The following is a 26,036-nucleotide window of genomic DNA, read 5'->3' as shown; positions in this document are numbered from 1 at the left end:
ATGACGAATTTACCGCTTTGGCTTATTCCGCTCTTCCCGCTGGTCGGGACTGTCCTCCTGGGCGCTATCGCCGTGATTTCTTCCGGCAGCAAGAAGGGCCCGGCAGAGGGCATCGTCGGCTTCCTCGCCGTGATTTTCCCTGTGCTGGCTTTTGCAAGCGTGGTCCTTTTGGCTTGGGGCATGCCTGCCGAGGGATTGCGCCAGACGCTCTGCAACTGGATTGACATCCCGCTGTTCAAGGTGGATATCGGATTCCTGTTCGACGGGCTTTCCCGCATCATGCTCCTGTTCGTGACGGGTATCGGTTCGCTCATCGCGCTGTACTCCATCGGTTACATGCACGGCGACCGCGGCTTCGCCCGCTTCTTCGCCTACATCAACCTGTTCCTGTTCAGCATGATTGTGCTCGTGCTTTCGGATAGCCTGCTGCTCACGTTCCTCGGCTGGGAAGGCGTGGGACTCTGCTCCTACCTGCTCATCGGCTTCTGGAACAAGGACCTCTCCAACTGCAAGGCTGCGAACAAGGCGTTCATCGTGAACCGCGTGGGCGATATCGGCTTCTTGCTCGGTATGCTCTGCCTCGTGACCGTGGGCGGCTCCGAAATCCTCAACTACGATTCGCTGAGCGCCTTTATCCAGATGCTCATTGCCGGTGGCCATGTCGAAATCGTGCTCCCGCTGCTTTCGCTGGCCGGGCTCCTGTTCTTTATCGGTTGCACTGGTAAGTCTGCTCAGATTCCGCTCCTCACCTGGCTCCCCGACGCCATGGCGGGTCCGACCCCTGTGTCTGCCCTCATCCATGCCGCGACCATGGTGACTTCTGGTGTGTACCTGCTCGCTCGTATGGGCAACCTCTTCTCGCTCTTGCCGGTCGTGCTGCTCATCATCACGCTGATCGGCCTTGCGACGGCCTTCTGGGCTGCCGTGGCTGGGCTCTTCCAGAACGACATCAAGAAGGTGCTTGCCTACTCGACAATTTCCCAGCTGGGCTACATGTTCATGGCTGCGGGTGTTTGCGCCTTTGACGCTTCTATCTTCCACGTGTTTACCCACGCCTTCTTCAAGGCGGCGCTCTTCCTCGGTGCCGGTGCCGTGATTCACGCTCTCGCCGGCGAACAGGACATGCGCAAGATGGGTGGCCTCCTCCGGAAAACTCCGGTGACGGCATGCGTCATGATTTTCGCATTCTTCGCCATTATCGGTTTCCCGGGCTTTGCCGGTTTCTGGTCCAAGGACCTGATTCTGGAACGCCTCTATACGAGCGGTTCGCTGGGCCCTGTCTTCTACGGTATCGGTCTCTTGACTGCTGTCATCACGGCTGTCTACATGAGCCGCCTCATCATCCTGACCTTCTTCGGTAGCTACCGTGGCAGCAAGGAAAGCGAGGAACACATCCACGAAGCTCCGGCATCCATGCTCATCCCGATGGTCGTGCTCTCGATTGGCGCAATCTTTGCCGGTTACTTCTGGGCCGATTCTCTCGGAATCACGATGTTCAAGGATTCCCTCGCTCCGGTACTCAGTGCTGCTCAGTCGGGTGTCGCTCATGCACATGTGAACCCGATTATCTTCGCGGGCCTTGGTACTTTGGCTGCCTTGCTTGGTATGTTCATCGCTCTCAAGGTCTACGGTTCGTCTCGCGTTCCGGAGGCCAAGGGCAGTTCCGCTCCCGAAGGCTTCAAGGCCGACTGGACGTTCTTCTTTGACACGATTCACAAGTTCTGCGGCATCATCCCGGTTGCCGTGCTTGCTTGGATTGCCGACGTGGTTGTCGAAAAGATCTTGCAGGCTGCTCAGTGGATGGTGGGTGCTCTCGCCGAGATTCTGGGCGATGGTGCTGCCGCTTTCCAGGTCCGCAAGGTCCGACTCCAGCTTGCTCTTAGCGTGGCGGGTGTCGCCATCCTTGTGGCTGTTGTCCTTTTGACTGGAGGTTCGATCTAATGTTGTTACATCTCCTCGTCTTGGCCCCGTTTGTCGCCGCTATCCTGATGGTTGCGACTTCCAAGGAAGACCCCAAGTCGTCTTCCCGTTTGGCCTTCCTTTTCGGTGTTGCCTTCTTCGCCATGTCCATCGCGCTGGTGGCTGGTGGCAACCAGGCGACCGAACCCATGGAATGGTTCCGCATCCCCGGCTGCAAGGGTCCGGTCTATTACTACTTGTACAGCCATGGTCTTGGCGCTTGGATGGTGTTCCTTTCTTGCGGTCTCTCGCTTGTTGCCTTGATTACCGCACGGAACACCTTCGAAAAGAACTACCGTAATTTCGCCATCGGCATCTTCTCGCTGATGGGCGCCATGAACGGCACGTTCCTCTCCGCCGACGCCGTATTGTTCTTCTTCTTCTTCGAGGCCATGGTCATCCCGGCTGCCGTGATGATTGCGGGCTACGGTGGAAAGGAGCGTAAGAAGGCGGCGATGACGTTCGCGATTTATACGCTCGTGGGTTCGGCTCCGATGATGGTCTCCTTGTGGTACCTGCTCACGGTTGCCGATAACTCGCTGCTTCTCTCGTTCGCTATCGCGTTGCAGAGTTTGCCTGCCGAGACGCAGTTTGTCATCTTGCTGAGCTTCTTGCTCGCCTTCCTCGTGAAGACTCCGATTTTCCCGTTCCACGGCTGGCAGGCCATTACCTACGCCGAGGCTCCGGCTCCGCTTTCTGCCATTTTGACAGGTGCGATGAGTAAGGCTGGCGTGTTCGGCTTTATCGCCTGGATTCTCCCGATTTTCCCGCTCTCCATGACGGTTGTGAACGTGATGCTGTGGCTCGGGCTTGCGACGGCTGTGTACGGCGCGCTGCTCGCCCTGCGTGCCACGGATGCCAAGAAGCTTTTGGCTTACAGCTCCATGGGTCACCTTGGCCTTGCAGTCGCTGGCGTGTTCAGCCTTTCCGAGGCGATGTTGCCGGCGGTGCTCGTCCTTTTGGTCGCTCACGGTATTTCGGCCGGTGTGCTCTTCTACCTCGCCGGTGTCGCTGAACGCGTGACTGGCACGCGCGACATTACGCTCATGGGTGGTCTCGCCGGCAAGAATCCGGTGTTCAGCACCTTGTTCGGTTTTGCCGCGGTGATGGCTCTTGCCGTTCCCGGTACGGCGGGCTTTGTCGGTGAATTCACGGTGCTTCTCGCCATTTGGGATATGGGCCCGCTCCCTGCCGTCGTGGCTGGGTTCTGCCTGATTCTCTCTGCCGCCTACATGCTCCGCTTTGTCCAGAAGGTCATCTTCGGCAAGCCTGCCCGCGAATATACCGAGGGCAAACGCATGACGGCTTTGGAAGGTTCTACCTTCGGCATCATGGTTGCCTTGCTCCTCACGTTCGGTTTCCATCCGGCTTTCATCACCAACTCCCTGCACCTCTTTGACGAGGATGCCATCGAGGAGATGAGTAAGCTCTCGGGCCAGGAAGGCGAAGCGGAACAGGCGGCCCCTGCTTCTGATTCTCTCTCCGGGCAAAACTCCGAAGTCAGCGAGTCCGCCGAGGAACACCACCCGATGACGGAAAAAGAAATTGCACAGCTGGACTCCACGCTCGCCGAGGCGGGCTTTGACGAGTCCGAGCGCGCGGCACTGATCCGGCAGATGATTGCTGCCGATGCCGCTCAAAATGGCGAAGCCGCACAGACAAACGCGGAGGCTACAGAAAATGAGTAATTACATCAATTTATTGCCGATTGTCATTGTCGCCGTTGGCGCCCTTGTTTCGCTTGCCGCGGAACCGTTCATCAAGGACGAGAACAAGCACAAGATTCTCCCCTGGGTGGCGTCGCTGTTCGTCATCGCCGGCATGGCCGCCTACTACCTTTGCACGACAGACGTGATGTTCAACTTGTACGCCATGGACCCTGTCCGTAAGGTTCTCGGCGCATCGGTCATGTTCTGCGCCTTCCTCGGGATTGCCGGCCTCCAGTGGACGCTTGGCCACGAGAAGTACAAGGGTGGCGAGGCCTACGCTTTGCTGATGCTTGCAACGTGCGGTGCATGCCTCATGACGCAGGCGATTGATTTCCTTGCGCTGTTTATCGGCATGGAACTCGCGAGCTTCCCGATTTACGCCCTGGTCGGTATCCGCCGCAAAGACGTGAATGCGAACGAAGGCGTGTTCAAATACTTCGTCTCGGGCTCCATCTTCAGCGCCATATTCCTCTACGGTGTGGCTCTGGTTTACGGCGCTACCGGCACGACGCATTTCTTTGCCTCTTGCCTCGATGGCCGTGAAGCGCTTTATGGTATCGGCGTGCTCTTGACCGTGATTGGCCTCCTGTTCAAGGCGGGCGCCGCTCCGGTACACTTCTGGGTCGCCGATGTTTATACGGGTGCTTCCGTTGCCGTGACCGGTTTCATGGCCGCTGTCGTGAAGGTGGGCGCTCTTGCCGCTCTCGCTTCTGTATGGCTGGGTATTCTCGTTACGAACGCCGCAACTGCTCCGGCCTGGAACCTCGCCGAGCCGGTCACCATTGCAAGCCAGTCCAAGGGACTGTTCTACATGGTGGTCATCGTTGCGCTGCTTTCCATGATTATCGGCGCCTTTAGCGGCCTTGCCCAAAAGTCTATTCGCCGTATCCTCGCGTTCTCCGCTGTGATGAACGCAGGCTTCATCGTCATTGGCCTTTTGCTCCCGAACTACGCCAAGGATGGCACGGTGCAGATGGGCGCCATGTTCTATTTCCTTATCACTTACGCCGTGGCCAGTGCCGGTGCGCTGACGGGTATTGCCTACTTGGCCGGTCGCGAAGACCGTAACGAGAATCTGGAAGACCTCCAGGGTAGTGGACGCAAGCGTCCGTATGTCGCTCTCGGTGTGACGGTCTGCCTTGCAAGCCTTGCCGGCCTCCCGCCGGTTGCCGGTTTCTTGGCCAAGTTCTCGCTGTTCACCGAAGCCTTCTCCGGTGGACTCGGCTGGCTCGCCATTGCGGGCTTTGGCCTGTCCCTCGTGGCTGCGGTGTACTACCTGCGTGTCGCGTTCGTGCTCTTTATGCCGATCAAGAACAAGTGCGAATGCAAGAAGAGCTGCTGCGGTTCCACTCCGTTCGCCTACTTGCTCCGCTTTGGCGTGACGGTCGCCGCGATTGCCTTGATTGTCATCGGGATCTTCCCGAACTTGGCTTTGATTGCGTAAGCCGTAAACATTGACTGAAAAAATCCTCCGCGATGGCGGAGGATTTTTTGTTAATGGCGATTAGAAATTTTTAGGCCAGTTCGGCGACGAGCTTGTCGAGAGCCGCTTCGGAATCCGCGTTCAGCGCGGATTTGATTGTTACGACAGTTTCCGTGAGCGTCACGTTCTTGAACGCCGACGCGATTTCGGCCATCTTCTTTGCGGCCATGGGTGCCCACGTGCCGTTTTCAACAATGCCCACTTTGCGGTTGCAGTAGTTCTTTGCCTTGAGGTGGTTGAGGAAATCTTCCATCGCGGGGAAAAGCCCGGCGTCGTATGTCGGGGCCATGATGACCATGCGGTCGTAGCGGAAGGCGTCTTCGATGACTTCGGCCATGTCGTCGCGGACGAGGTCGGAAACGACGACCTTTTCCACTCCGGCGGCGGTCAGCTTTTGCTTCAGGACTTCGGCAGCCTTGGCCGTGTTCCCGTGCATGGTGCCAAACGCGATAAGCACACCCTTGTCTTCGGGAGTGTAGCTGCTCCAGGTGTTGTACTTGTCGATATAGTAGCCGAGATTTTCGGCGAGTACCGGACCGTGCAGCGGGCAAATCGTCTTGATGTCGAGCGCGGCGGCCTTCTTGAGCACAGCCTGCACCTGGTTGCCGTACTTGCCCACGATATTGAAGTAGTATCGGCGGGCTTCGCAAGCCCAGTCGTCCGGGTCGGCATCGTACACGCCGAACTTGCCGAACGCATCGGCGGAGAACAGCACCTTTTCGGACTGCTCGTAGCTGAACAGGACTTCGGGCCAATGCACCATCGGCGCACCGATGAACTGGAGCGTGTGCTTGCCGAGTGCGAGCGTGTCGCCTTCCTTGACGGTAAGCGTCTTTTGCGCTTGCGGTAGCGGCGCGAATTGCGGGAGCATCGCGAACGCCTTGGCCGACGAGACGATGGTCGCATCGGGGTAGGCCTTCACGAAGGCCAGGATGCCGCCGGCATGGTCGGGCTCGATGTGGTGGACTACCAGGTAGTCGGGCGCCTTGCCGTCGAGCTGCTTCTTGAGGTTTTCCATCCAGTCGTCCACTTTGCGGGAATCCACGGTGTCGAGCACCGCGACCTTCTCGTCCATGATGACGTAGGAATTGTAGGTCACCCCGTTCGGGAGGTCGTACTGCCCTTCGAAAATGTCCAAGTCGCTGTCGTCTACGCCGACGTACTTGATGCTGTCGCTAAAGTTTTTCATATCAAATCCTTTTTTTCGAAAAAGATAATATTTCGCTTGAGCAAAAAAGGGAACGGAATAGAAAATGCTTGGCTTTATGACTCAACCTTTCTCCAAAAACAAAAAAGAGGCGATGGCTGAATGTATGAATTTGTACAACATTGAGAGAAAATCTTTACACAATGTAATTATATTTGGAAGAGAAAATCCCTGAATAAAGGGAACAAATCAATAAGGGGCATATTATGAATAAATTATTATGGTCGTCGGTTCTTGCTTTGACAGCAGCCGCATTCCTTAGCGCTTGCGGCGATGAAACGACTAACATTACCGAAACCACGGGCCTGACTTCTGTCGACAAGTTCAAAAACTTGGCCGAATGCACCGCCGAAAACGAAGGCGAACTTGTGTATGTGAAGGATTCCGCAAAGGCGTATCTGTGTGGCGCTAGTGAATGGACTAATTTGAGTGCGAACAACTCCGATGGGAAGAATGGCTTGGACGGCAAGGATGGAAAAAACGGTACCGATGGTAAGAATGGAAAAGATGGTAAGGATGGAGCGTCATGTACAGTAACGCCTATTGAGAATGGTTACAAAGTGCTGTGCGGTGGTGATTCGGTCGGAGTGCTATTGAATGGAGCCAAGGGCGATTCTGGAGCGCAGGGCGTTCAAGGAAAATCGGGCGAAAATTGCACGGTGAAAGCAAATGAAGAAAAGAACGGGTATGATTTAACCTGTGATGGTAAAGTCGTTACGGTAACGAATGGTTCCGACGGTGAAAGCGTCACTGACTCGCAGGGGGAAAGTTGCACGGGCAAGACTCTTGAAAATGGCGATATCCAGATTTCTTGTGGCAAGGATTTTACGGGTGTGCTTCACAATGGAACTGATGGTAAAGAGGGCAAATCGGCCTACGAAATTGCCAAGGAAGAAGATCCAACCATTACGGATGTCGCTTCGTGGCTTGAATCGCTGAAGGGGAATCCGGGAACATCTTGCACGGCGACCGCTTTGAGCGACAGTTCCGGCTTTGAACTTACCTGCGGCGGCAATGTCGTTGGGACGATTTCAAACGGCAAGGATGGTTCCGACGGAAAGGGATTTATGGACGGCTGGATGATTGACTCTCGCGACAAGCAACTCTACAGGGTAGTGACCATCGGCTCACAGACCTGGATGGCGGAGAACTTGAACTACAAAGTGGAAAACAGTTGGTGTGGTGGTGGCAGCGGAGCTACGGAAGGCGATTGCGCTATGTACGGACGCCTGTACACTTGGGCGGCAGTAGTGGACAAGTCTGAGGACGAGTGCGGCTATGGTTACGATTGCCACCTTGACACGGGCCGCGTGCAGGGAATCTGTCCCGACGGTTGGCACGTTCCGTCGTATTCAGAATGGGGCATTTTGTATACTGAGTTGGGCGGTATATCAACGTGTGGACGTGTCCTCAGGTCGAAGACAGGTTGGGAATATGAAGAAGCCGGTACGGACAGCGTGGGCTTCTCTGTGCTCCCTGCTGGTATCAGGGCCCCCAATGGTTACTTTGACGATAAAGGCGTGCATGCCTATATGTGGAGTGCCACTGAGTACGATGACCTCCAAGCCTACGTAGTGCTCCCAGGCTCCGGGGCCAGAGGCTACAGTAACAAGAATAATGCTCTCTCTGTTCGTTGTCTCAAGGACTAACAGTGAGGCGAATGTAGCGTAATGGGTGACTCCATCGGAGTCCCCTATTTTTTTATTTTTAAAAGGTATAGAAAAGGACTTTTTATGGACAAGGTTTATCGTTCTGGAATCGGTTTCGACGTTCACAAGTTGGTAGAGGGCCGCAAGTGCATTATCGGCGGGGTAGATATCCCGTACGAGAAGGGCCTGCTCGGTCACAGCGATGCCGACGTGCTTTTGCATGCGATTAGCGACGCTTTGCTCGGGGCTGCCGGCCTCGGCGACATTGGCACGTACTTCCCAGATACTGACCCTGCGTTCAAGGGTGCCGACAGCCTGGAACTGTTGCGCAAGGTGGGCGAAGAAGTCCGCAAAGCCGGCTACGAAATCGTGAACATCGACAGCATCGTGATGTGCGAACGCCCGAAGGTGAACCCGCACAAGGAACAAATGAAGGCGAAAATCGCTCGTGTGCTCGGCCTCGACGTGAAGCAAATCGGCATCAAGGGTACCACGACCGAAAAACTCGGCTTTACCGGCAGGGGCGAAGGCATCGCCTCCCAGGCCGTCGCCATGGTAAGAAGTCTGTAAGGAAAAGGCTCGGGGCACGAGGCCCCAGCGATGAGCAATGAGCCGTGAGCAGTGAGCCATGAGTTCCTTGTCCCTCACGCCTCAAAGCGACCGAAGGTCGCGACCTCACACCTCAAAGGCACGAAGTGCCGACCTCATTCCTCAAAGCTATACGAAACTAAGAACTTTAGTTCTTTAGTTGAGTTATGCTCTATGAGTAGAAGCGACCTCAAAGGTCCTTTTTGACTTTTTTTGTGTTTTTTTGTACGTTTTTTTGCTGCAGATAAGTTTGTCTTGAACTTGGCGAAAGAAAAAGATATATTTGCAAGCGGGATTGTCGGGTGTGGAGAGTCCACGGTCATTTGTGGGTTTTCTAAGGGGCATTCTCAATAGCAGAAACGCTATTTGATTGATGGTGAAATCAGATAACCATAAGGCTGGTATATGAACAAATTTTCCTTGCTGACGCTGTCTGCTGCAACGGTATTTCTCTTGATCTCTTGCGGAGAAGATTCTACTTCGGATGCTTCTGATACGGTGGGCGGCGTCCCTGAGAACGGTTCCTCTGTAGAAACCATCTACGATTTGGGAAAATGTATTCCTGACAGGGAAGGTGATGTCATTTTTGTCGAAGAAGACAGCCTTGATTATCTGTGCAAGAAGGGCACGTGGGAAGAACTTGTAAGTGCTGTCACAAAGAAGTCTTCGTCTTCCAAGGGAAAATCCTCTGCATCAGAGGAAAAATCTTCCTCCTCCAAAGGCAAGTCCTCTGCATCGGAGAAAAAGTCGTCTTCCTCTTCTAAAGGCGAGTCCTCTGCATCAGAGGAAAAATCTTCCTCTTCTAAAGGCGACTCCTCTGCGTCAGAGGAAAAATCTTCCTCTTCCAAGGGCAACTCCTCAGCATCAGAAGAAAAATCGTCTTCTTCCAAGGGAACCTCCTCGGCTTCGGAAGAAAAATCTTCTTCTTCTAAGGTAGCGTCTTCTTCGTCAAAGCCAGAGGCGAAATCCAGTAGCAGTTCCAAGAAGTCAAGTTCCAGTAGCATTCCCGAATCGAGTTCCAGTGTCAAGGATGCCAAAGATACGGTGAAGAACGTCGTCATTTCTAAAAAGTCTTTTACGGGAGTCGCCGAAAAGGGACCGTACACCAGCGGTTCGATAATCAGGTTGATTGAACTCGACGAAGACATGGACCCGACGGGTACGACCTTTGAATGGGAAGTGTCCAGTGACTTGGGTGCGTACACTTCGCCAAAGGTGTCACTTGTAAATCAATATGCATTGTTCCAAGCGAATGGTTATTTCTATAACGAAAACTCCGCTAAGAGGTCTACAGGGCAGCTTACGATTAAATCTTTAGCCGACTTGAGCGGGAGGTCTTCGGCGAACATTAATGTCTTGGGCCACTTGGCGCACAAGCGTGCCATTTATTTGTTCACGCAAAGCGGTTCGTATAGCAATTTCCCGGCGGCAAAATCGGCTGCCGAAAAGGAAGTGCTCGCCGCATTCGGTTGGGGAGTCAACAACCATGCGTTCGAAGATTTGAGTATTTACGGTAGCTACGAAGATGACGCGAAACTTCTTGCGGCATCGATTCTCTTGCAGGGCTCTCTAGACGATGCGGATCTTTCCAGCCGATTGACCTCCATGACTGCGGATTTCGAGGCTGACGGCCTCTGGAATGACTCTGCTGCGAAAGTCAACATAGCTGACTGGGCGATGCAGACGACGCGTAATTATGCTACGACGCGCTCGAAACTGACCGCCATGAACAAAGCCGTTCCGAATTTTGAAAAATACATCCATATATTTGTTGGAACTATTTATGGACTTGGCGTGTGCAATTCAGGTTCCGATGCTTCCATGATAAAGATGACCAACGCTTATAGTGATAACTTAGGCAAGACATACGTTTGCGATGATGAAAGATGGCGTTTGCCGACGTCTATAGAAACCTCCCTAGGTGCCGCTTGTACGAGTAATAAGAATGGATCGAAAGTCTCGGGAACTTCGGTTGATTACATATGTGATGGGGGCGCGGGCAATTGGCGCCAGATGGCCGTTTACGACCATAAAAAAGGGGATTACCTGAGCCAGGATGCACATTATGGAACGTTGAAGGACGGTCGTGACGGGAAAACATACAAGACTGTTGAAATCGGTTTGCAAACCTGGATGGCGGAAAATCTGAATTTTTACGATGAAAAAAATGTGAACCTAGTTGATAACAGCTGGTGTTACAAGAACAAGAAAGAAAACTGCGAAGTCGGTGGTCGACTCTATTCTTGGACTGCCGCTATGGATATACCTAGCTCGTATCAGTCTTTACTTGCGGAAGCGTTGATTGAAACTCCGCACCGGGGTATTTGTCCTGAGGGATGGCATGTTCCAGATACTTCCGAGTGGTTCCAACTCAAGAGGTATGTTGCCAAGATGGAGGGCTACGACGGGTATACGAACGACCATTCGGGGCAGTTAAAATCTCAGAAAGGGTGGACTTCGTACTCTACGGCAACCAGGTCTTCGGATGCTTATGGATTCTCTGCGATTCCAACGGGAGCTTATTATGGCTCTTATGCCGATCCAAGTGCTGATTATAGCCGCCTCATCTATGACGATGCAGGTTACTTTGCGAATTTCTGGAGTTCTACAGAAACGGGTAAAATCCGAGCCGCTTACTGGTATCTTGATTATCGTTATAATTATCTCGATTATTATCTGTCCAGCTACAACCAGAAAGACCGTGGATTCTCGCTTCGCTGCGTGAAAAACTAATGAGGTACGAGGCGCGGGGCCCGAGGCTCGAGCAGTGAGCGATGAACAGTGAGGCAAGATGCCTCATACCTCAAAGGCACGAAGTGCCGACCTCATGCCTCAAAGCGACCGAAGGTCGCGACCTCATTGCTCAAAGCTATACGAAACTAAGAACTTTAGTTCTTTAGTTGAGTTATGCTCTATGAGTAGAAGCGACCTCAAAGGGGCTTTAGCCCCGACCTCACACCTCATCCCTCGTTGTCCCTGATTCAACGTGTTTGGTTTACCATTTTTTTTAGTGGTTAAATTTTACCAATTTTTTTTCTATATTTTACGCCAGCTTTACAAACAACAATTCACCGCCATGAGCCCGAACTAGCTGAAAGGCAGCGACGATGATCCGGTAGTGGCGCTCCTTATAGGAAGGTCCTATTCTATGACTTGGATGGCTCTCAAAATGTTAGGGTGCTTGGCCCTGCTCATGTTCGGTATGAAGTCCATGAGCGAAGCTCTTCAAAAAATGGCCGGTCCGCAGCTCAGACACGTGCTCGGAACCATGACCACAAACCGTTTCACGGGTATGCTCACCGGTATGTTCGTTACAGCCTCGGTACAAAGTTCGACCGCCACCACGTTGATGACGGTCTCTTTTGTTAATGCGGGGCTCCTTACGCTCATGCAGGCCATCTCGATTATCCTCGGCGCCCACATCGGTACGACGGTAACGGCATGGATCATGAGCCTCGGGTTCTCGTTCAACATCGCGAACTTCGTCTACCCGGCGTTCTTCATCGGTATCATTCTCGTGTACCTGAACAAGAAGCGCGTGCTGGGCGAGTTCCTGTTCGGTGTCGGTTTTCTCTTCCTCGGTCTTACGACCCTCAAGGAAACTGGTTTCGCGGTAGTACAGGATCCGGGTGCGAGCGCTTCCATCAGTTCGTTCTTTGCCCGCTTCAGCGACCCGAACTTCTTCAACTCGCTGTTCTTCCTCGTGATGGGTACGGTGCTTACCCTGTGCGTGCAGTCTTCTGCCGCCATCATGGCCATCACGATGATCCTCTGCTCCACCGGCGTGCTCCATATTGACCAGGGCATCATGCTCGTGCTTGGCGAAAACATCGGTACGACGATTACCGCGAACATCGTGGCGCTTTCCGCCAATACGCAGGCTCGCCGCGCGGCCCTTGCTCACTTTACGATTAACGTGATAGGCGTTATCTGGGTAATCATCGTGCTCAAGTGGTTCCTCGCTGCCGTCTGTAACGTGGTTGGCTTCGACCTCTCCATCCACATGGGCGAACCGGGTTACGAAAAGAACCTTGCGAAGATTTCCGTGGTGCTCGCCACGTTCCACTCGGCGTTCAACGTCTCGAACACATTCATCCAGATTTGGTTCATCAAGTACATCGAAAAATTTGTTTGCAGGGTCATTAAGCCCAAGAAATCCGATGAAGAGGAAGATTCCCGCCTGCACTTCATTAGCTCTGGCCTGATGGGCACTCCGGAACTCTCGCTCCTTGAGGCCCGCAAGGAAATCAGCCTGTTTGCGACCCGCACTCGCAAGATGTTCAACTTCGTACCGAACCTGCTCGAAATGAAGGAAGAGAACGACTTCGTGAAGTTGTTCGCCCGCATTGAGAAGTACGAAGGCATCAGCGACAACATGGAAATAGAGATTGCGAAGTACCTGAACCAGGTGAGCGAAGGCCGCCTGAGCCCGGAGAGCAAGACGACCATTCAGGCAATGCTCAGGGAAATTTCCGAAATCGAAAGCATTGGCGATTCCTGCTACAACATGGCGCGCGCCATCAACCGCAAGTTCCGCAGCAAGGAAGATTTTACCGCGGAGCAGTACGGGCATATCAAGCATATCATGGGCCTGTGCGACAAGGCGCTCGAGCATATGATAGCTGTTCTCGACGATAGCCAGCAGGTGGATGCGAACCGTACGCTGAACCTGGAAAACGAGATTAACGACTACCGCAAGCTCCTCAAGGAGAAGAATGTCGACGATATTGAAAACCAGAAGTACAGCTACCAGATGGGCGTGCACTACATGGACGTGGTGAACGACTGCGAAAAGCTGGGCGACTACGTGGTGAATGTGGTAGAGGCTCACGCCAACAAGAAATTCTCTACATAAATTTGCCTATAAACGTCGCCATACGGCATCGCGCTCGCACTCGCTGTATTTTTATACAGCTTCGGTTCGCGCTCTTTGCTACTGAGACTCCGCGCTTTAGCGCGGGAAATGGGCTTTGCCCATTGTTCGTCGAAGGATGTCGTAATCATATCTTGTCGGAAACTTGTTTCCGTTTCAAGATATAGATTAGGACCTTGCTCGTTTCTAGGTGAATTTTGAAGATAGGCTTTTCTAGTCAAATTCTGATTTGTAAAATCCATGTAAAGTATAAATAAAACCTTTGCGAAGCTTTTGTTTTAGACATTGCATTGATTGTATTGTGTTTTTATCTTGGTGATTGGAAAATCCGCAAACTATGAATACAATCTACATTGTTGAAGACGATTCCGAAATCCGCGAGATGGAAGCCTACGCGCTTAAAAGTAGCGGTTTTGATGTGAACGCTTTCGACTGCGGGAAGGGCTTAGACGAGGCTGTCAAGACATGCGTGCCCGACCTGATTATTCTCGATATCATGTTGCCGGGAGAAGATGGCCTAAGTATTCTGAGGCGCCTCCGCGCACAGGACGCTACTAAGAGTGTCCCTGTCATCATGATTACTGCCAAGGGCTCTGAAATCGAAAAGGTCAAGGGTCTCGACGCGGGTGCGGACGATTACATTGCAAAGCCTTTCGGTATTCTGGAATTCATTTCGCGCGTCAAGGCGCTGCTCCGCCGTGCGGGCACGCTGAAAGCCGATTCCGAGGAACAGACTTCGCTATCGCTCGGGGGTGTTTGCATCGATATGGGTAAGCGCATCGTTACCGCCGATGGCGGGAACGTGGAACTCACCTATAAGGAATACGAGCTCCTGAAACTTCTCATGTCTCAACCGGGGCTCGTCTATTCCAGGCAGCAGATTCTAGAAAAGATTTGGGGCATCGATTTCAAGATGGACACTCGAACGGTGGATATGCACATCAAGACCCTCCGACAAAAATTGGGTGAGCAAGGGTCCATCATTCAAACCGTCCGCAATGTAGGTTACAAGGCGCAATGAAGGACCGCATAAGATATAGCTTGATCTATATGGGGGTGATTGCAGCCCTGTGTGCGGTTTACTTTACAATGCAGGTTTTTGAAGGGGAAATGGCGGGCCAGCTCAAGAGCCAACTTCGCGAGAACCTGCGCCTGATAGAGACAGCGTATGTCGGGGAAGCCCTTGGCGACGAGCCTCAAAAGCTTTCAAAGTTTGCAAGCAAGGACCTTCGCATAACGCTCATCGATTCGAAGGGAGGAATCCTTTACGATAGCGATGCCGAAACGGTCAAGATGGAAAATCACAATGACCGCGAAGAGGTCATAGATGCCTTTGCGAAAGGGGCTGGCGAAGATCTCCGCTATTCCTCTACCTTGCAGGCAAAGGTGTTCTACTTTGCCAAGCGCCTGAATGATGGCAAGGTGCTGCGCCTCGGAATGCGCCAGGCGAACTTGCAGCAGGTATTTTCCAAGACGATTCCGTACCTTATTGTTTTGTTGGCGGCCATTGTCGCTGCGGCAATTCTCATTGCAATCGGGCTTAGCCGAGCCTTCATTAGTCCGCTACAAAAGCTAGTGGACCAGTTGGGAACTCCCGAGTGGATGAAAATCGAGAACGTCTACAAGGAAATCGCACCGCTTGTCAATACCATACGCAAGCAGGATCTTGAGCTGCAGTTGACCATCGAGCAGCTCTCGAACGAAAAGCAGAAGATAACGCACCTGAAGGACGAGTTTACGGCGAATGCTTCTCACGAGCTGAAGACGCCGTTGACCTCTATTTCGGGCTATGCGGAACTTATCGAGAACGACATGGCAAAACCTGAAGATGTCAAGATGTTTGCGGGCAAAATCCACAAGGAAGCGCTCCGCCTGCAGTCCATCGCGAACGACATCATCACGCTCTCGAAACTGGATGGGCAACAAGGCGAACTATTTGACCTGAACGAAAAGGTCAACCTCTGGAACGTGGCGCACGGCTGCGTCGAGGACCTTAGCCTGAAGGCAAGCAAAAAATCCGTATCAGTCTCGCTGGATGGCGATAAGGCTGCGGAAATCCAGGGAAACTCGAAACTGCTTTACGAGATGGTCTTTAACCTAGTGGATAACTCCATTCGCTATACGGAGCAAGGCGGCAAGGTTGCCGTTGTTGTTGAACCGGGCGCTATCGTGGTGAAGGATACCGGCATCGGCATTCCGGAAGAATGCCAATCGCGTGTCTTTGAGCGCTTTTACCGCGTAGACAAGAGCCGTTCCAAGGCAACAGGTGGAACGGGGCTCGGGCTTGCTATCGTAAAGCACATAGCGGAAGTTCTCCACGCAACAATACAACTGAATTCGGCTGTCGGATTCGGTACTGAAATTAGGATTGGATTTAAAGTATGATTCTTGCAATTCTTAAAATGATTGGTTGCCTTGCGCTCCTCATGTTCGGCATGAAGACGATGAGCGAAGGCTTGCAGAAACTCACCGGCGGGCACCTCCGCGCAGTCCTTGGCACCATGACCAAGCACCGTATCGGAGGCCTCCTCACAGGCACGTTCGTCACGGCCTCGGTGCAGTCTTCTACCGCTACGACCGTCCTCACCGTAAGTTTCGTTAATGCTGGCCTGCTCACGTTGAGTCAGGCCATTCCTGTTATTATGGGCGCGAACATCGGTACCACAGCCACGGCGTGGATCATGTCGATATTCGGGTTCCAGTTCAACATGAGCTCGGTGGTGTGGCCCTTCTTCGCCCTCGGCATCATCCTTTCTTACACCAAGAAGAACTCGACCAAGAGTATCGGCGAATTCGTGTTCGGTTTCGCGTTCATGTTCCTGGGCCTTACCACGCTGCGCGAGAATGCCGTGGCGATGGACCTGGCTCACAACCAGGCCGTCATCAACTTCTTTTCGACGACCGGCGGCTGGGGGATCTTCAGCACGCTCCTCTTCCTGTTGCTGGGCAGCATCCTTACTATGTGCGTGCAGTCGTCTGCGGCCATCATGGCGATTACGCTCTTGCTCTGCAGTAGCGGCGTGCTCCCGATTTACCAGGGCATTGCGCTCGTGATGGGCGAAAACATCGGTACCACGGTGACATCGAACCTCGCGGCCCTTTCGGCAAGTACGCAGGCAAGGCGCGCGGCTTTGGCCCACATGCTCTTCAACGTGTTCGGCGTGGTGTGGATTCTGATTGTGTTCCGCCCGTTCGTGAACATAGTGTGCAGCATCGTGGGGTTCGACCCGAATTTCGTGCCGCATACCGAAGAAGAAATTGCCCAGGCGGGCGTACGCGTGACTTACGCACTTTCTGCTTTCCACACGGCATTCAACCTCTGCAACGTGCTTATCCTTATCTGGTTCATCAAGCCGATGGAAAAAATCATTTGCAGGATTATCCGCGAGAAGGAAGACGGCGAGGATTTCAAGGTCAAGTTTATCAGCGCGGGCCTCATGAGTACTGCGGAACTCTCGCTCTTTGAAGCCCGCAAGGAAATAAACTTGTTCGCGGCACGCACGCAGAAGATGTTCCGCATGGTGCCCGAACTGCTCGAGATGAAGGATGAAAACGATTTCGTGAAACTGTTCGCCCGTATCGAAAAATACGAGGGAATCAGCGACAATATGGAAATCGAGATTGCGAACTACCTGAACAAGGTTTCGGAAGGCCGCCTGAGTCCTGAAAGTAAGACGATCATCCAGGCGATGCTTAGGGAGATTTCTGAAATCGAGAGTATCGGCGATGCCTGCTACAACATGGCCCGCGCCATCAACCGCAAGTTCCGCAGTAAGGATGACTTTACGGAAAACCAGTACGGCCATATCAAGCACATTATGCAGCTTTGCGACAATGCGCTCACCAACATGGTCGATGTCATTAGCGACCATGCGTCCGCCGATGCGAACCGCACGCTGAACCTGGAAAACGAAATCAACGACTACCGCAAACTCCTCAAGGAGAAGAACGTCACCGATATCGAGAACCAGGAATACAGCTACCAGATGGGCGTCCACTACATGGACGTGGTGAACGACTGCGAAAAGCTGGGCGACTACGTGGTGAACGTCGTCGAAGCGCACGTGAACCGTCGATTCCCCGGTTAGTTGAGCCTTTCCGGCCTAATTTGAACGTTTGTATTGGTTAGATTGCGCATACATTTGCTATTTTAGCGGTGTATGCGCAATTTTGCCTTTTCTCTTGTTGCCTGTGTGGCTAGTGTTTTTGTGGCTCAGTCCTTCGCCCAGACCCGTGACCTGTTTGCGGAATTTGAGGCGGAGGCCACTCAGCAGTCCGCTGATTCCGTAAAGACTGTTCCCAGTTCGAGCAGTGTCGCTCCCGCGCCTGTTTCTTCTGCAAATCTTTCCAGTTCGGCTCCGGTCCTGTCGTCAAGTTCTGTGGCGCTGTCGAGTTCCGTTGCCGTTTCTTCCAGTAGCGTAGCCCCGGCTGTCGCTCCGGCGGCCGATACGTCGGCAGTTTCGTCTTCGTCTGTTCCTGTTGTCGCCGATTCTGCGGTCGCGGATTCTGCCAAGGTGGATTCTGCCAAGGTGGATTCTGCAAAAATAAAGGAATATGTTGATGCGGTAAACGCCGCTATGGAAAAATCCAGAAAGCAGGATTCCCTTGCTGCGCTCAGTTCCAGCAGTTCCGAGCAGGCTCCGTCTCTTTCTTCTTCCAGCATGAGCCGTCGTGACCTCCTTGGCCCGGTCAAGGTATCCAAGGTGCATGGTATCGACGAGATGAAGGGCCAGTACAAGAGCCCGCGCAAGGCTTTGTTCCTCTCGCTCGTCATTCCGGGTAGCGGCCAACTCTATGTGGGTGGGGGCAAGTTCACTTATGCCCGTGGTGTGGTTTACCTGGCTCTCGAAGCAGGCCTGTGGGCCGGTTGGTATTATAATTCGGTGTACAAGTACGACAAGCAGGTGGACAAGTACAAGAAGTTTGCAAACGAACATTATTCTATAGGCCGTTACGAAAATGCCATGTATGATTTGTTCCACTCCTTGAACGACGAAACAGAAAAGAATAGGTTCGTTGAACGCTACATGAGCAGCCGTCAATCGTTCTGCGAGGCTTTGTATGGCAATGCAAGTAATCGAGAGTGCTATACAGGTCGCCAACTTCCGTATTCCGATGAAACACCCCACAAGAAACATTTCGGGAACAATCCGGAGTCTCTCGGAAAGGAAAGCAAGCGTGAACATGACTTCTATGAATCTGCCGAGATTTACCAGATGATTGGTGGAGCGACATACGTGTTGGGTTGGGATGACGTGGATAGCGTCGCCCTCGCCCGTGAAATGGATCTCGGGGACCCGAATTCAAGTGTGATTTCGCTTGGCGAATCGAGCAATCGAAACAAGTACAGGTCTATGCGCAGTGAGGCCAACGATTTGGCCGACATGCAAGCGTGGTTTATCGGTGGCTTGATTCTCAACCATCTGGTTTCTGCTGTGGATGCTGCCATTACTGCTTACTCGCACAACAAGGCGTTGTATGAGGAAGATGTTTCCTGGTACGACCACTTGCATTTTGACAGCGGATTTTCCTTCTTTAACGGGTTTGGCGTGGATGTCCGCGCTTCCTGGGGATTCTGATGCGTTTTTTCCTGCTTGTATTGCTCGCTGTTACAGCCTCCTTTTCGCAAATCGTGATTTCGGTTGATGAAAACGTAAGCCGGAACCACGACAAGAGTCTATTCCTCGGACTAGGAGCCTCGGCACTTCTCCCGGGTATGGGTGAACTTTATCTAGGCGAACAGAAAATGGTTCGTCCCTTTGTCTGGGTAGACGCCGCCCTTTGGATTACGGCGATTAGTTCCTATGTCATCGGAGACCGCTATATATCGTCTGCACACGATTACGCCGTGAGGCATGCGGGCCTGAACACGAACAGCAAGGATGTCTCGCTCCTCAACACGGTGGGGGACTACCGCAGCCGTAGTGGTGTCTCTGGGCAGAATTCCTCGCCAGACATGGACGAAGACTACAATCAGGCGATGATCCGTTCCGGGAAGAAGATTGACAACGAGTTCGATTCTAGTATCCTGTGGGACTGGGGCGCCAGTGACAATCCCGAGTCTACGGAACACATGGAAGAATACAAGGACCGTTTGAGCCATTACCGTGTTTCCCGTATCGTTTTCCAGGCGTCCATTGGCGCACTGGTCCTCAACCGCGTGATTTCTGTGTTGGATGTGATGCGTGTTTACCGTGCGACATCTTCGAAGTCCTTCTCCGAAAGGGTTCGCTTCTTGCCTGAGTTTTCAGACGAAGGAAGTGGCCTGAGCGTGAATGTGAAATTCTAAACATTGATAACTAGGTATCGTGATGAAGCCCATCCTCTTTATTGCGTTACTCTGTTCTCTGCTCGCGGTTTCGTGTAGTAACTCTGTTTGTTTGGAAGATTTTAAAGACGAAGCTCAGAACCAGGAATGGACCTGGATTCCTTATGACTCGGATCTTTTGCAGATTACAGGGCGAACGAATTACGAAAAAGGCGATTTCGTGATTCTGTCGTGGTCGTCGTCTGCTGTTACGATAGGCTTTGTAGGGACTGCGCTGGAAACAAAAATTTGGACAGATATTTACGTTTATCTAGATGTATTTGTTGATGGGGAAGACGATCCGTCTTCTGTAATTGAATACGTCCAATCCGGTGATGATCCTGCCATGGTGCGAGTTGTTTCCGGCTTGTCTTATGGGCCGCATGTTGTAACCTTGTATAAAAAAACTGAAAGTAATCTTGGGGATTGGTACTTCTACGGGTTGCGTGTTTTAGGCCAGGCCCAAAAAGATCTTTTGCCCAAGGCGAAAAAAAAGAAGATTGAATTTGTCGGGAATTCCATAACATGTGGCAGCGGCGTTCTGATTCCTGACTTGAGTTTGGATAATGGCTTTATTTATGAAAGCTCATTTTATGGTTATGCAGGGCAGACTGCAAGAATCCTCAATGCGGAACCTCATATCATTTGCAGTAGCGGGCATGGCTTTTATGTGAACATCGATGGTTCGAAAATGGATCTTCTTCCTGTTGTATATAACAAGACGGGGACGCGGTCTTTGTCTGCGATTGCTTGGGACCACGATAAATGGCACCCAGATTTAGTCGTAATAAACTTGGGCACGAACGATATCGCCAGTGGTCAGAGTGATTCGGCCCATTTTGTAAACGCTGCCGTTAATTTTATTCGGAATATCCGGTCTTACCATCCGAAGGCGAAAATTGTGCTGTTGGACGGCCCGATGCTGACAGGGAAAAACAAGGTCAAATGCCGGCGTTATCTGGATGCCGTAAAAAAAGTTCTCAAAAATCAAGGCGAAAAGAATTTGTACCGCTTTTCTCTTGAACCGAGAGGGGATTCCCCGGAAGGCTTAGTTGCCCATCCGAATAAGGAGCAGGCCGCCGAAGATGCTAAAAAACTGAGTGCGTGGATACGCTCGGAATTTGGATGGGAATAGAGAGAAAGTTTTTTTCTAAATTTAAGGCCTAAAAAGTTGCCGAATGTGAGGTTTTGATGCAACCAAACAAGCCCGACATGCATCTAATGGGCGTGAAATCGATTTTTATCCCCATTTTTGTGTCTTTTTTCCTTGCTGCCTGTGGCGGTGAATCTGGTTCTGCGCCAGGTGGTAAAGGTGGCCCCGGAGCGGGCGCTCCCGGCGGAAAGGGCGGCCCTGGCGGCAGGCCGGCCCGCGAAATTGCGGTCGAAGGCTACATTGCCGAGGCTCATTCGGCAAACAAGACGTTCTCTGCAATGGCGACGCTTGAACCCATGAACAGCGTGGAACTCACGGCGGCAACGTCCGGCAGGCTCATGAACCTTTATGCGAAAGACGGGGCCCAGGTACAGAAGGGCGCTCTCCTTGCAAAGATTGACGATTCCGAACTCAAGGCGCAACTCAAGCAGGCCGAATCGAACCAGCAACTCGCACAGCAGAAGTTCGACCGCGTAAAGACGCTTTTCGAAAAAGACGGAGCCACCAAGGCGGACATGGAAAATGCCGAAGCCTCGCTCAAGTCGGCCGAAGCATCTGTGGAACTCATCAAGGCGCAAATTGCAAAGACCGAAGTCCGAGCTCCGTTTGCGGGCAGGCTCGGGTTCGTGAACGTGTCGGTAGGGGCTTGGCTCACGACGGGAACGTCGATTGCTACCCTCAGCGATGTGGAATATCTCAAGGCCAAGTTTGCTCTCCCGCAGCGTTATGCGTCTAGCCTCAATGTGGGCGATGCTGTTGATGTCAAGGACGAAGAACGCAATATTTCCAAGTCGGGCGTGGTGAAGGCGCTCGAGGCTTCGCTTTCCGAAAGCAGCCGTACCCGCCGGGTGATGGTGGAAGTCGACAATGTGAATGGCGAACTTTTGGCGGGCTCCTATGCAAAAGTGAATGTGTCGATGCAGTCGGGAATGGCCAAGAGCATCCCGATTCCGGCAGAAGCTTTTACGCTGGATAAAGATGGCGCTTACGTGTTCGTGGCGACTGGCGGCAAGGCGAAAATCAAGCATGTCGAAACGGGTCTCCGCACTCCGATTGCGGTCGATGTGACTGCCGGCCTCGACGAGGGCGATACCGTGATTACCTCCGGCTTGATCAGTTTGCGCGAAGGGACCTCGGTGCGCATCCGCGAAATCCGCCACAACACTGATTACGAAGTGGAGTAGGGGAGCGATGAGTGTAGCGAACCTATCCGTACGTCGTCCGGTGCTCATGACGGTGATGGCGCTTGTCATCATCTTGCTCGGTGCTTTTGGCGCTTCCAACTTGGGCGTGCGTGAATATCCGAACGTGGACTACCCGCTTATCCAGGTGCGTACATCTTACCCCGGTGCGAACGCCGCGGTGGTGGAAGCCGAAGTGACCGAAATTTTGGAAGCGTCCATCAACAGTGCTTCCGGTATCAAGGCGCTGACGTCTACGAGCCGAGATGGTTTCTCCTTCATCAACATTGAATTCGAAACCGGCATGGATTTGGAAGCGGCCGCGAACGAAATCCGCGACCGCGTGAGCCGTGTGCGTCGTAGGCTCCCTGACGATGTGGACGAACCGACGGTTTACAAGTCCGATAGCGACAACGACCCGATTTTGATGGTGAGTCTCGTGAGCGACAAGCTCGACCCGATGGAAGTTTCGGAAATCGCGAACAATTTTGTGAAGGAACGCCTGCAGACAATCAATGGCGTGTCCGAAGTCGCCATTTGGGGTGAAAAGCGCCCGACGGTTCGCCTTTGGATTGATCCGGTGCGCTTGCAGGCGTTGGGTGTTTCTGGTGCCGAGATGTCGGCTGCCCTTAAGAAGGGCAACCTGGAACTGCCCTCCGGTTCTATCGAAGGGAGCGAGACGACGCTTTCTATCCGTACGCTGGGTCGCATTTTGGACCCGAAATCATTCGAAAACATTGCAGTAAAGACGGCTGCCGATGGTACGGTCATTCGCATTTCGGATGTAGCCGACATCCATTACGAACCGAAGGATACGCGCACGGGCTTTAGGCGCAATGGCAAGAACTCCATCACGCTCGCATTGATGGCGCAGCCCGGTTCTAACCATGTGGAAATCGCCAACGAATTTTACAAGCGCGTGGAAGATATCCGCCGCGAAATACCCGAAGGCGTGCAAGTCCTCTATGGCCGCGATACCTCGATTAACATCCGCGCATCCATCAAGGAAGTGGTGCAGACCATCTTCATCGCGTTCTTGTTGGTGATTGCGATTATCTTCGCGTTCCTGCGTCAGGCGCGTACGACGCTCATTCCGATGGTGGTGGTGCCGGTCGCCGTTATCGGTAGCTTCTTTGTGCTTTACTTGTGCGGGTTCAGTATCAACGTGTTGACCTTGCTTGCGATGGTGCTGGCGATTGGCCTTGTCGTGGACGATGCCATCGTGATTGTGGAGAACATCTACCACAAGATTGAAAAAGGCATGACGCCCAAGCAGGCGGCTGTGGCGGGTACAAACGAAATCTTCTTTGCCGTGATTGCGACTTCGGTGGTGTTGATGGCTGTGTTCGTGCCGGTGCTGGCCCTTGGCGGTACCACGGGCCTCCTGTTCCGCGAGTTCGTAGCGGTGATGATCGGGACGGTATTCCTTTCGACATTGTGCGCACTCACGCTTTCGCCGATGCTCTGCTCCAAGTTCCTCAGCCGCCAGAAGCAAGGCTGGTTCTACCGCATCACCGAACCGTTCTTTGACTGGATTAACCGCGTTTACGCAGTGCTTCTCGGATTGTTCCTCAAGTTACGCTTCTTGCTTTTCCCGATTGTGGCGGGCCTCCTCGCTGCGGCGTATTTCTGCTTCAACAACATGAGTAGCGAAATGGCCCCGACCGAAGACTCCAATGCGGTCATGGTGAACATGAACATGCCCGAGGGCGTGACGCTGACGCGCACCAAGCGCATGGCCGATGCCTTTGCCGAAGAAGTCATTGCGCTCATGGATACCAACGAGTATTCCGAAATCCAGGCAGGTGCGTGGAATGCGGGCAACTCGAGAATGCGGATCTTCTTGAACGACGACAAGAAGGCGCGTCGCCCGCAGAGCGAGATTGCACGCGCCATTCAGGTGCTCGGTAACGAATACCCTGACTTGCGCGTGATGGTGTTTGAACCGCAGAGCATCAGTACGCAGCGCGGCGGCCTTCCGGTGCAGTTCGTGCTGCAGGCTCCGAACATCGAAATCTTGCGTACGCTCGTGCCCAAGTTCGAAGAAGAGGCGAGCAAGAGCCCTGTGTTCAGTGTGGTGAACACGAACCTGCGCTTTACCAAGCCGGAACTGCATATCGAGATTTTACGCGACAAGGCGAACGAAGAAGGCGTGTCGGTGAACGACATTGCCCAGGCGGTGCAGCTTGCGATTAGCGACCAGAGTTACGGCGAGTTCTACAAGGACGGCCGCCAGTACGATATCATCGGCGCGGTGGGTTACCAGTACCGTAGCATGCCCGAGAACATCTCGATGCTTACCGTGAAGAACGGTAAGGGCGAACTTGTGAGCCTCGATAACTTCATCACGTTTAGCGAACAGTCCGCATCGCCGTCGCTCCCGCGTTTCAATCGATTCTCCGCGGCGACCATCCAGGCGGGCCTTGTGCCGGGCAAGACGATTGGCGACGGCGTCGAAGAAATGCGCCGTATTGCAAAGCACTTGTTGAAGGATTACCCGAACGTGAGTACGGCGTTGAGCGGGTCTTCGAAGGAATTCGAGGAAAGCTCCAGCGGCCTCTACATCGTGTTCCTCCTGGCGCTGGCACTTGTGTTCCTCGTGCTTGCCGGGCAGTTCGAAAGTTTCCGTGCACCATTCGTCATCTTCTTTACGGTGCCGCTCGCCTTGGCAGGTGCGCTTGCCTTCTTGTTCATTACCGGGCAGACACTCAATATTTTCAGCGAAATTGCGCTGATTCTCTTGATTGCGCTTGTGACGAAGAACGGTATCTTGATTGTGGAATTTGCAAACCAGATTGCAGCGAACACAGGCTGCAGCAAGCTGGAGGCGGCTCGCCAAGCGGCGGAACGCCGCTTCCGCCCAATCCTGATGACAAGCCTGTCAACAGTATTGGGCGCGGTGCCGCTCATCATGACCGGCACCCCGAGCCGCATTGCGATGGGCATCGCCATCGCCGGTGGCCTCACGTTTGCAACGTTCCTCTCGCTGTTCATCGTGCCTGCGGCCTACAGCTTCTTTGCCGGCAAGGTCGAGTCCACGAATACCATTGACGCTAGCAAAATGGCATAGCAGGCTCGGGGCCCCAGGCTCGAGGCTCGGGCCTCCTAAAAACCCCTATAAACAACTTTGCATCCTCCGCGCTAAAACGCGAAAGAATTAAATTTCCATTGAAAAACCCCTAGATCCTAACCTCTAGGCTCTAGATTCTAACCACCAACCACTAACCACAAACCACTATTTATGGCCGAAAATAAAGCAGAAAAATTCGTTTTCTACATGTACAAGATGACCAAGTCATACCCGCCTAACAAGGAGGTGCTGAAGGACATTTCCTTGAGCTTCTACTACGGCGCAAAGATTGGCATCATCGGCCAGAACGGTGCCGGTAAGTCGACGCTGCTGCGCATCATGGCGGGCATCGACAAGGAATTCCAGGGCGAAGCCTGGATCGAGCCGGGCCGCACCGCGGGCTACCTGCCGCAGGAACCGCAGCTCGACCCGAACTTGACCGTCAAGGAAAACGTGATGCAGGCCGTGGCCAAGAAGCAGGCCGTACTTGACCGCTTCAACGAAATTTCCATGAAGTTCGCCGAACCCATGGAAGACGACGAGATGAACAAGCTCCTCGACGAACAGGCAAAGCTCCAGGACATCATCGACGCGCAGGACCTGTGGAGCCTCGACCGCAACATTGAAATTGCAATGGACGCTCTTCGCTGCCCGCCGGGTGACTGGCCGGTGACGAACCTTTCCGGTGGTGAAAAGCGCCGTGTGGCCCTCTGCCGCCTGCTCCTTGAAGAGCCGGATTTGCTCTTGCTTGACGAACCGACGAACCACCTGGATGCCGAAACGGTTGCCTGGCTCGAACGCCACCTCCGCGAATACAAGGGCTCCGTGATTCTCGTGACGCATGACCGTTACTTCCT

17 protein-coding genes are annotated in these 26,036 nt (G+C 53.1%); 16 read left to right on the top strand and 1 reads right to left on the bottom strand.

Going from position 1 to position 26,036, the window contains the following annotated elements:
* Genes nuoL through Q0Y46_RS11170 form a run of 3 tightly spaced genes read left to right on the top strand, consistent with a single transcriptional unit; the run spans position 1 to position 5,112 of the window.
* Entirely contained in the window at positions 1-1,941 is a 1,941-nt protein-coding gene (gene nuoL, locus Q0Y46_RS11180) for an NADH-quinone oxidoreductase subunit L (protein ID WP_297947424.1), read from the top strand.
* A complete protein-coding gene (locus Q0Y46_RS11175; RefSeq protein ID WP_297947422.1) occupies positions 1,941-3,647 on the top strand; it encodes an NADH-quinone oxidoreductase subunit M in 1,707 nt (568 codons plus the stop codon). The genes nuoL and Q0Y46_RS11175 overlap by 1 nt, the downstream gene beginning before the upstream one ends.
* Positions 3,640-5,112, top strand: coding sequence for an NADH-quinone oxidoreductase subunit N (locus tag Q0Y46_RS11170; RefSeq protein ID WP_295685196.1), 1,473 nt, complete (start codon positions 3,640-3,642; stop codon positions 5,110-5,112). The genes Q0Y46_RS11175 and Q0Y46_RS11170 overlap by 8 nt, the downstream gene beginning before the upstream one ends.
* A 70-nt stretch (positions 5,113-5,182) precedes the next feature.
* On the opposite strand, the gene Q0Y46_RS11165 is transcribed toward Q0Y46_RS11170, so the two are convergent.
* Positions 5,183-6,340, bottom strand: a complete 1,158-nt coding sequence (locus tag Q0Y46_RS11165; RefSeq protein WP_297947420.1) for an FprA family A-type flavoprotein — start codon at positions 6,338-6,340, stop codon at positions 5,183-5,185.
* 224 nt (positions 6,341-6,564) lie between these two features.
* Here Q0Y46_RS11165 and Q0Y46_RS11160 point away from each other — a divergent pair, with 224 nt between their 5' ends.
* From Q0Y46_RS11160 to Q0Y46_RS11100, 13 genes are all read left to right on the top strand, one after another.
* Positions 6,565-8,007 carry an FISUMP domain-containing protein gene (locus Q0Y46_RS11160; protein ID WP_297947418.1) on the top strand — a complete coding sequence of 481 codons (1,443 nt, stop codon included), beginning with the start codon at positions 6,565-6,567 and terminating at the stop codon, positions 8,005-8,007.
* Positions 8,008-8,091: 84 nt separating this feature from the next.
* Complete coding sequence (gene ispF, locus Q0Y46_RS11155) at positions 8,092-8,577, top strand: 2-C-methyl-D-erythritol 2,4-cyclodiphosphate synthase (RefSeq protein WP_297947416.1); 486 nt, start codon at positions 8,092-8,094, stop codon at positions 8,575-8,577.
* Positions 8,578-9,000: 423 nt separating this feature from the next.
* Positions 9,001-11,328, top strand: a complete 2,328-nt coding sequence (locus tag Q0Y46_RS11150; protein WP_297947414.1) for a fibrobacter succinogenes major paralogous domain-containing protein — start codon at positions 9,001-9,003, stop codon at positions 11,326-11,328.
* Positions 11,329-11,752: 424 nt separating this feature from the next.
* Positions 11,753-13,450, top strand: a complete 1,698-nt coding sequence (locus Q0Y46_RS11145) for a Na/Pi cotransporter family protein (RefSeq protein ID WP_297947412.1) — start codon at positions 11,753-11,755, stop codon at positions 13,448-13,450.
* Positions 13,451-13,805: 355 nt separating this feature from the next.
* Positions 13,806-14,489 carry a response regulator transcription factor gene (locus Q0Y46_RS11140; RefSeq protein WP_073190877.1) on the top strand — a complete coding sequence of 228 codons (684 nt, stop codon included), beginning with the start codon at positions 13,806-13,808 and terminating at the stop codon, positions 14,487-14,489.
* A gap of 29 nt (positions 14,490-14,518) precedes the next feature.
* Entirely contained in the window at positions 14,519-15,853 is a 1,335-nt protein-coding gene (locus Q0Y46_RS11135) for an ATP-binding protein (RefSeq protein ID WP_295683672.1), read from the top strand.
* Complete coding sequence (locus tag Q0Y46_RS11130) at positions 15,850-17,556, top strand: Na/Pi cotransporter family protein (RefSeq protein ID WP_297947409.1); 1,707 nt, start codon at positions 15,850-15,852, stop codon at positions 17,554-17,556. The genes Q0Y46_RS11135 and Q0Y46_RS11130 overlap by 4 nt, the downstream gene beginning before the upstream one ends.
* 72 nt (positions 17,557-17,628) lie before the next feature.
* The gene (locus Q0Y46_RS11125; protein WP_297947407.1) at positions 17,629-19,047 is read left to right on the top strand and encodes a DUF5683 domain-containing protein; all 1,419 of its coding nucleotides are present in this window, start codon (positions 17,629-17,631) and stop codon (positions 19,045-19,047) included.
* On the top strand, positions 19,047-19,757 hold the full coding sequence (locus Q0Y46_RS11120; RefSeq protein ID WP_295683683.1) for a hypothetical protein: 711 nt from the start codon (positions 19,047-19,049) through the stop codon (positions 19,755-19,757). The genes Q0Y46_RS11125 and Q0Y46_RS11120 overlap by 1 nt, the downstream gene beginning before the upstream one ends.
* A gap of 91 nt (positions 19,758-19,848) precedes the next feature.
* Complete coding sequence (locus Q0Y46_RS11115; protein ID WP_297947404.1) at positions 19,849-20,910, top strand: SGNH/GDSL hydrolase family protein; 1,062 nt, start codon at positions 19,849-19,851, stop codon at positions 20,908-20,910.
* Between the two features lie 56 nt (positions 20,911-20,966).
* Positions 20,967-22,112: an efflux RND transporter periplasmic adaptor subunit gene (locus Q0Y46_RS11110; protein ID WP_297947402.1), complete on the top strand. Its 1,146-nt coding sequence runs from the start codon at positions 20,967-20,969 to the stop codon at positions 22,110-22,112.
* A 7-nt stretch (positions 22,113-22,119) separates the two neighbouring features.
* Complete coding sequence (locus tag Q0Y46_RS11105; RefSeq protein ID WP_297947400.1) at positions 22,120-25,179, top strand: efflux RND transporter permease subunit; 3,060 nt, start codon at positions 22,120-22,122, stop codon at positions 25,177-25,179.
* Between the two features lie 171 nt (positions 25,180-25,350).
* Positions 25,351-26,036, top strand: a 686-nt coding sequence (locus tag Q0Y46_RS11100) for an ATP-binding cassette domain-containing protein (RefSeq protein ID WP_297947398.1), incomplete at its 3' end; no start/stop codon positions are given.

The organism is uncultured Fibrobacter sp. (assembly GCF_947305105.1).
Classification (GTDB): Bacteria; Fibrobacterota; Fibrobacteria; order Fibrobacterales; family Fibrobacteraceae; genus Fibrobacter.
This window is presented reverse-complemented; position numbering and strand designations above follow the sequence as displayed.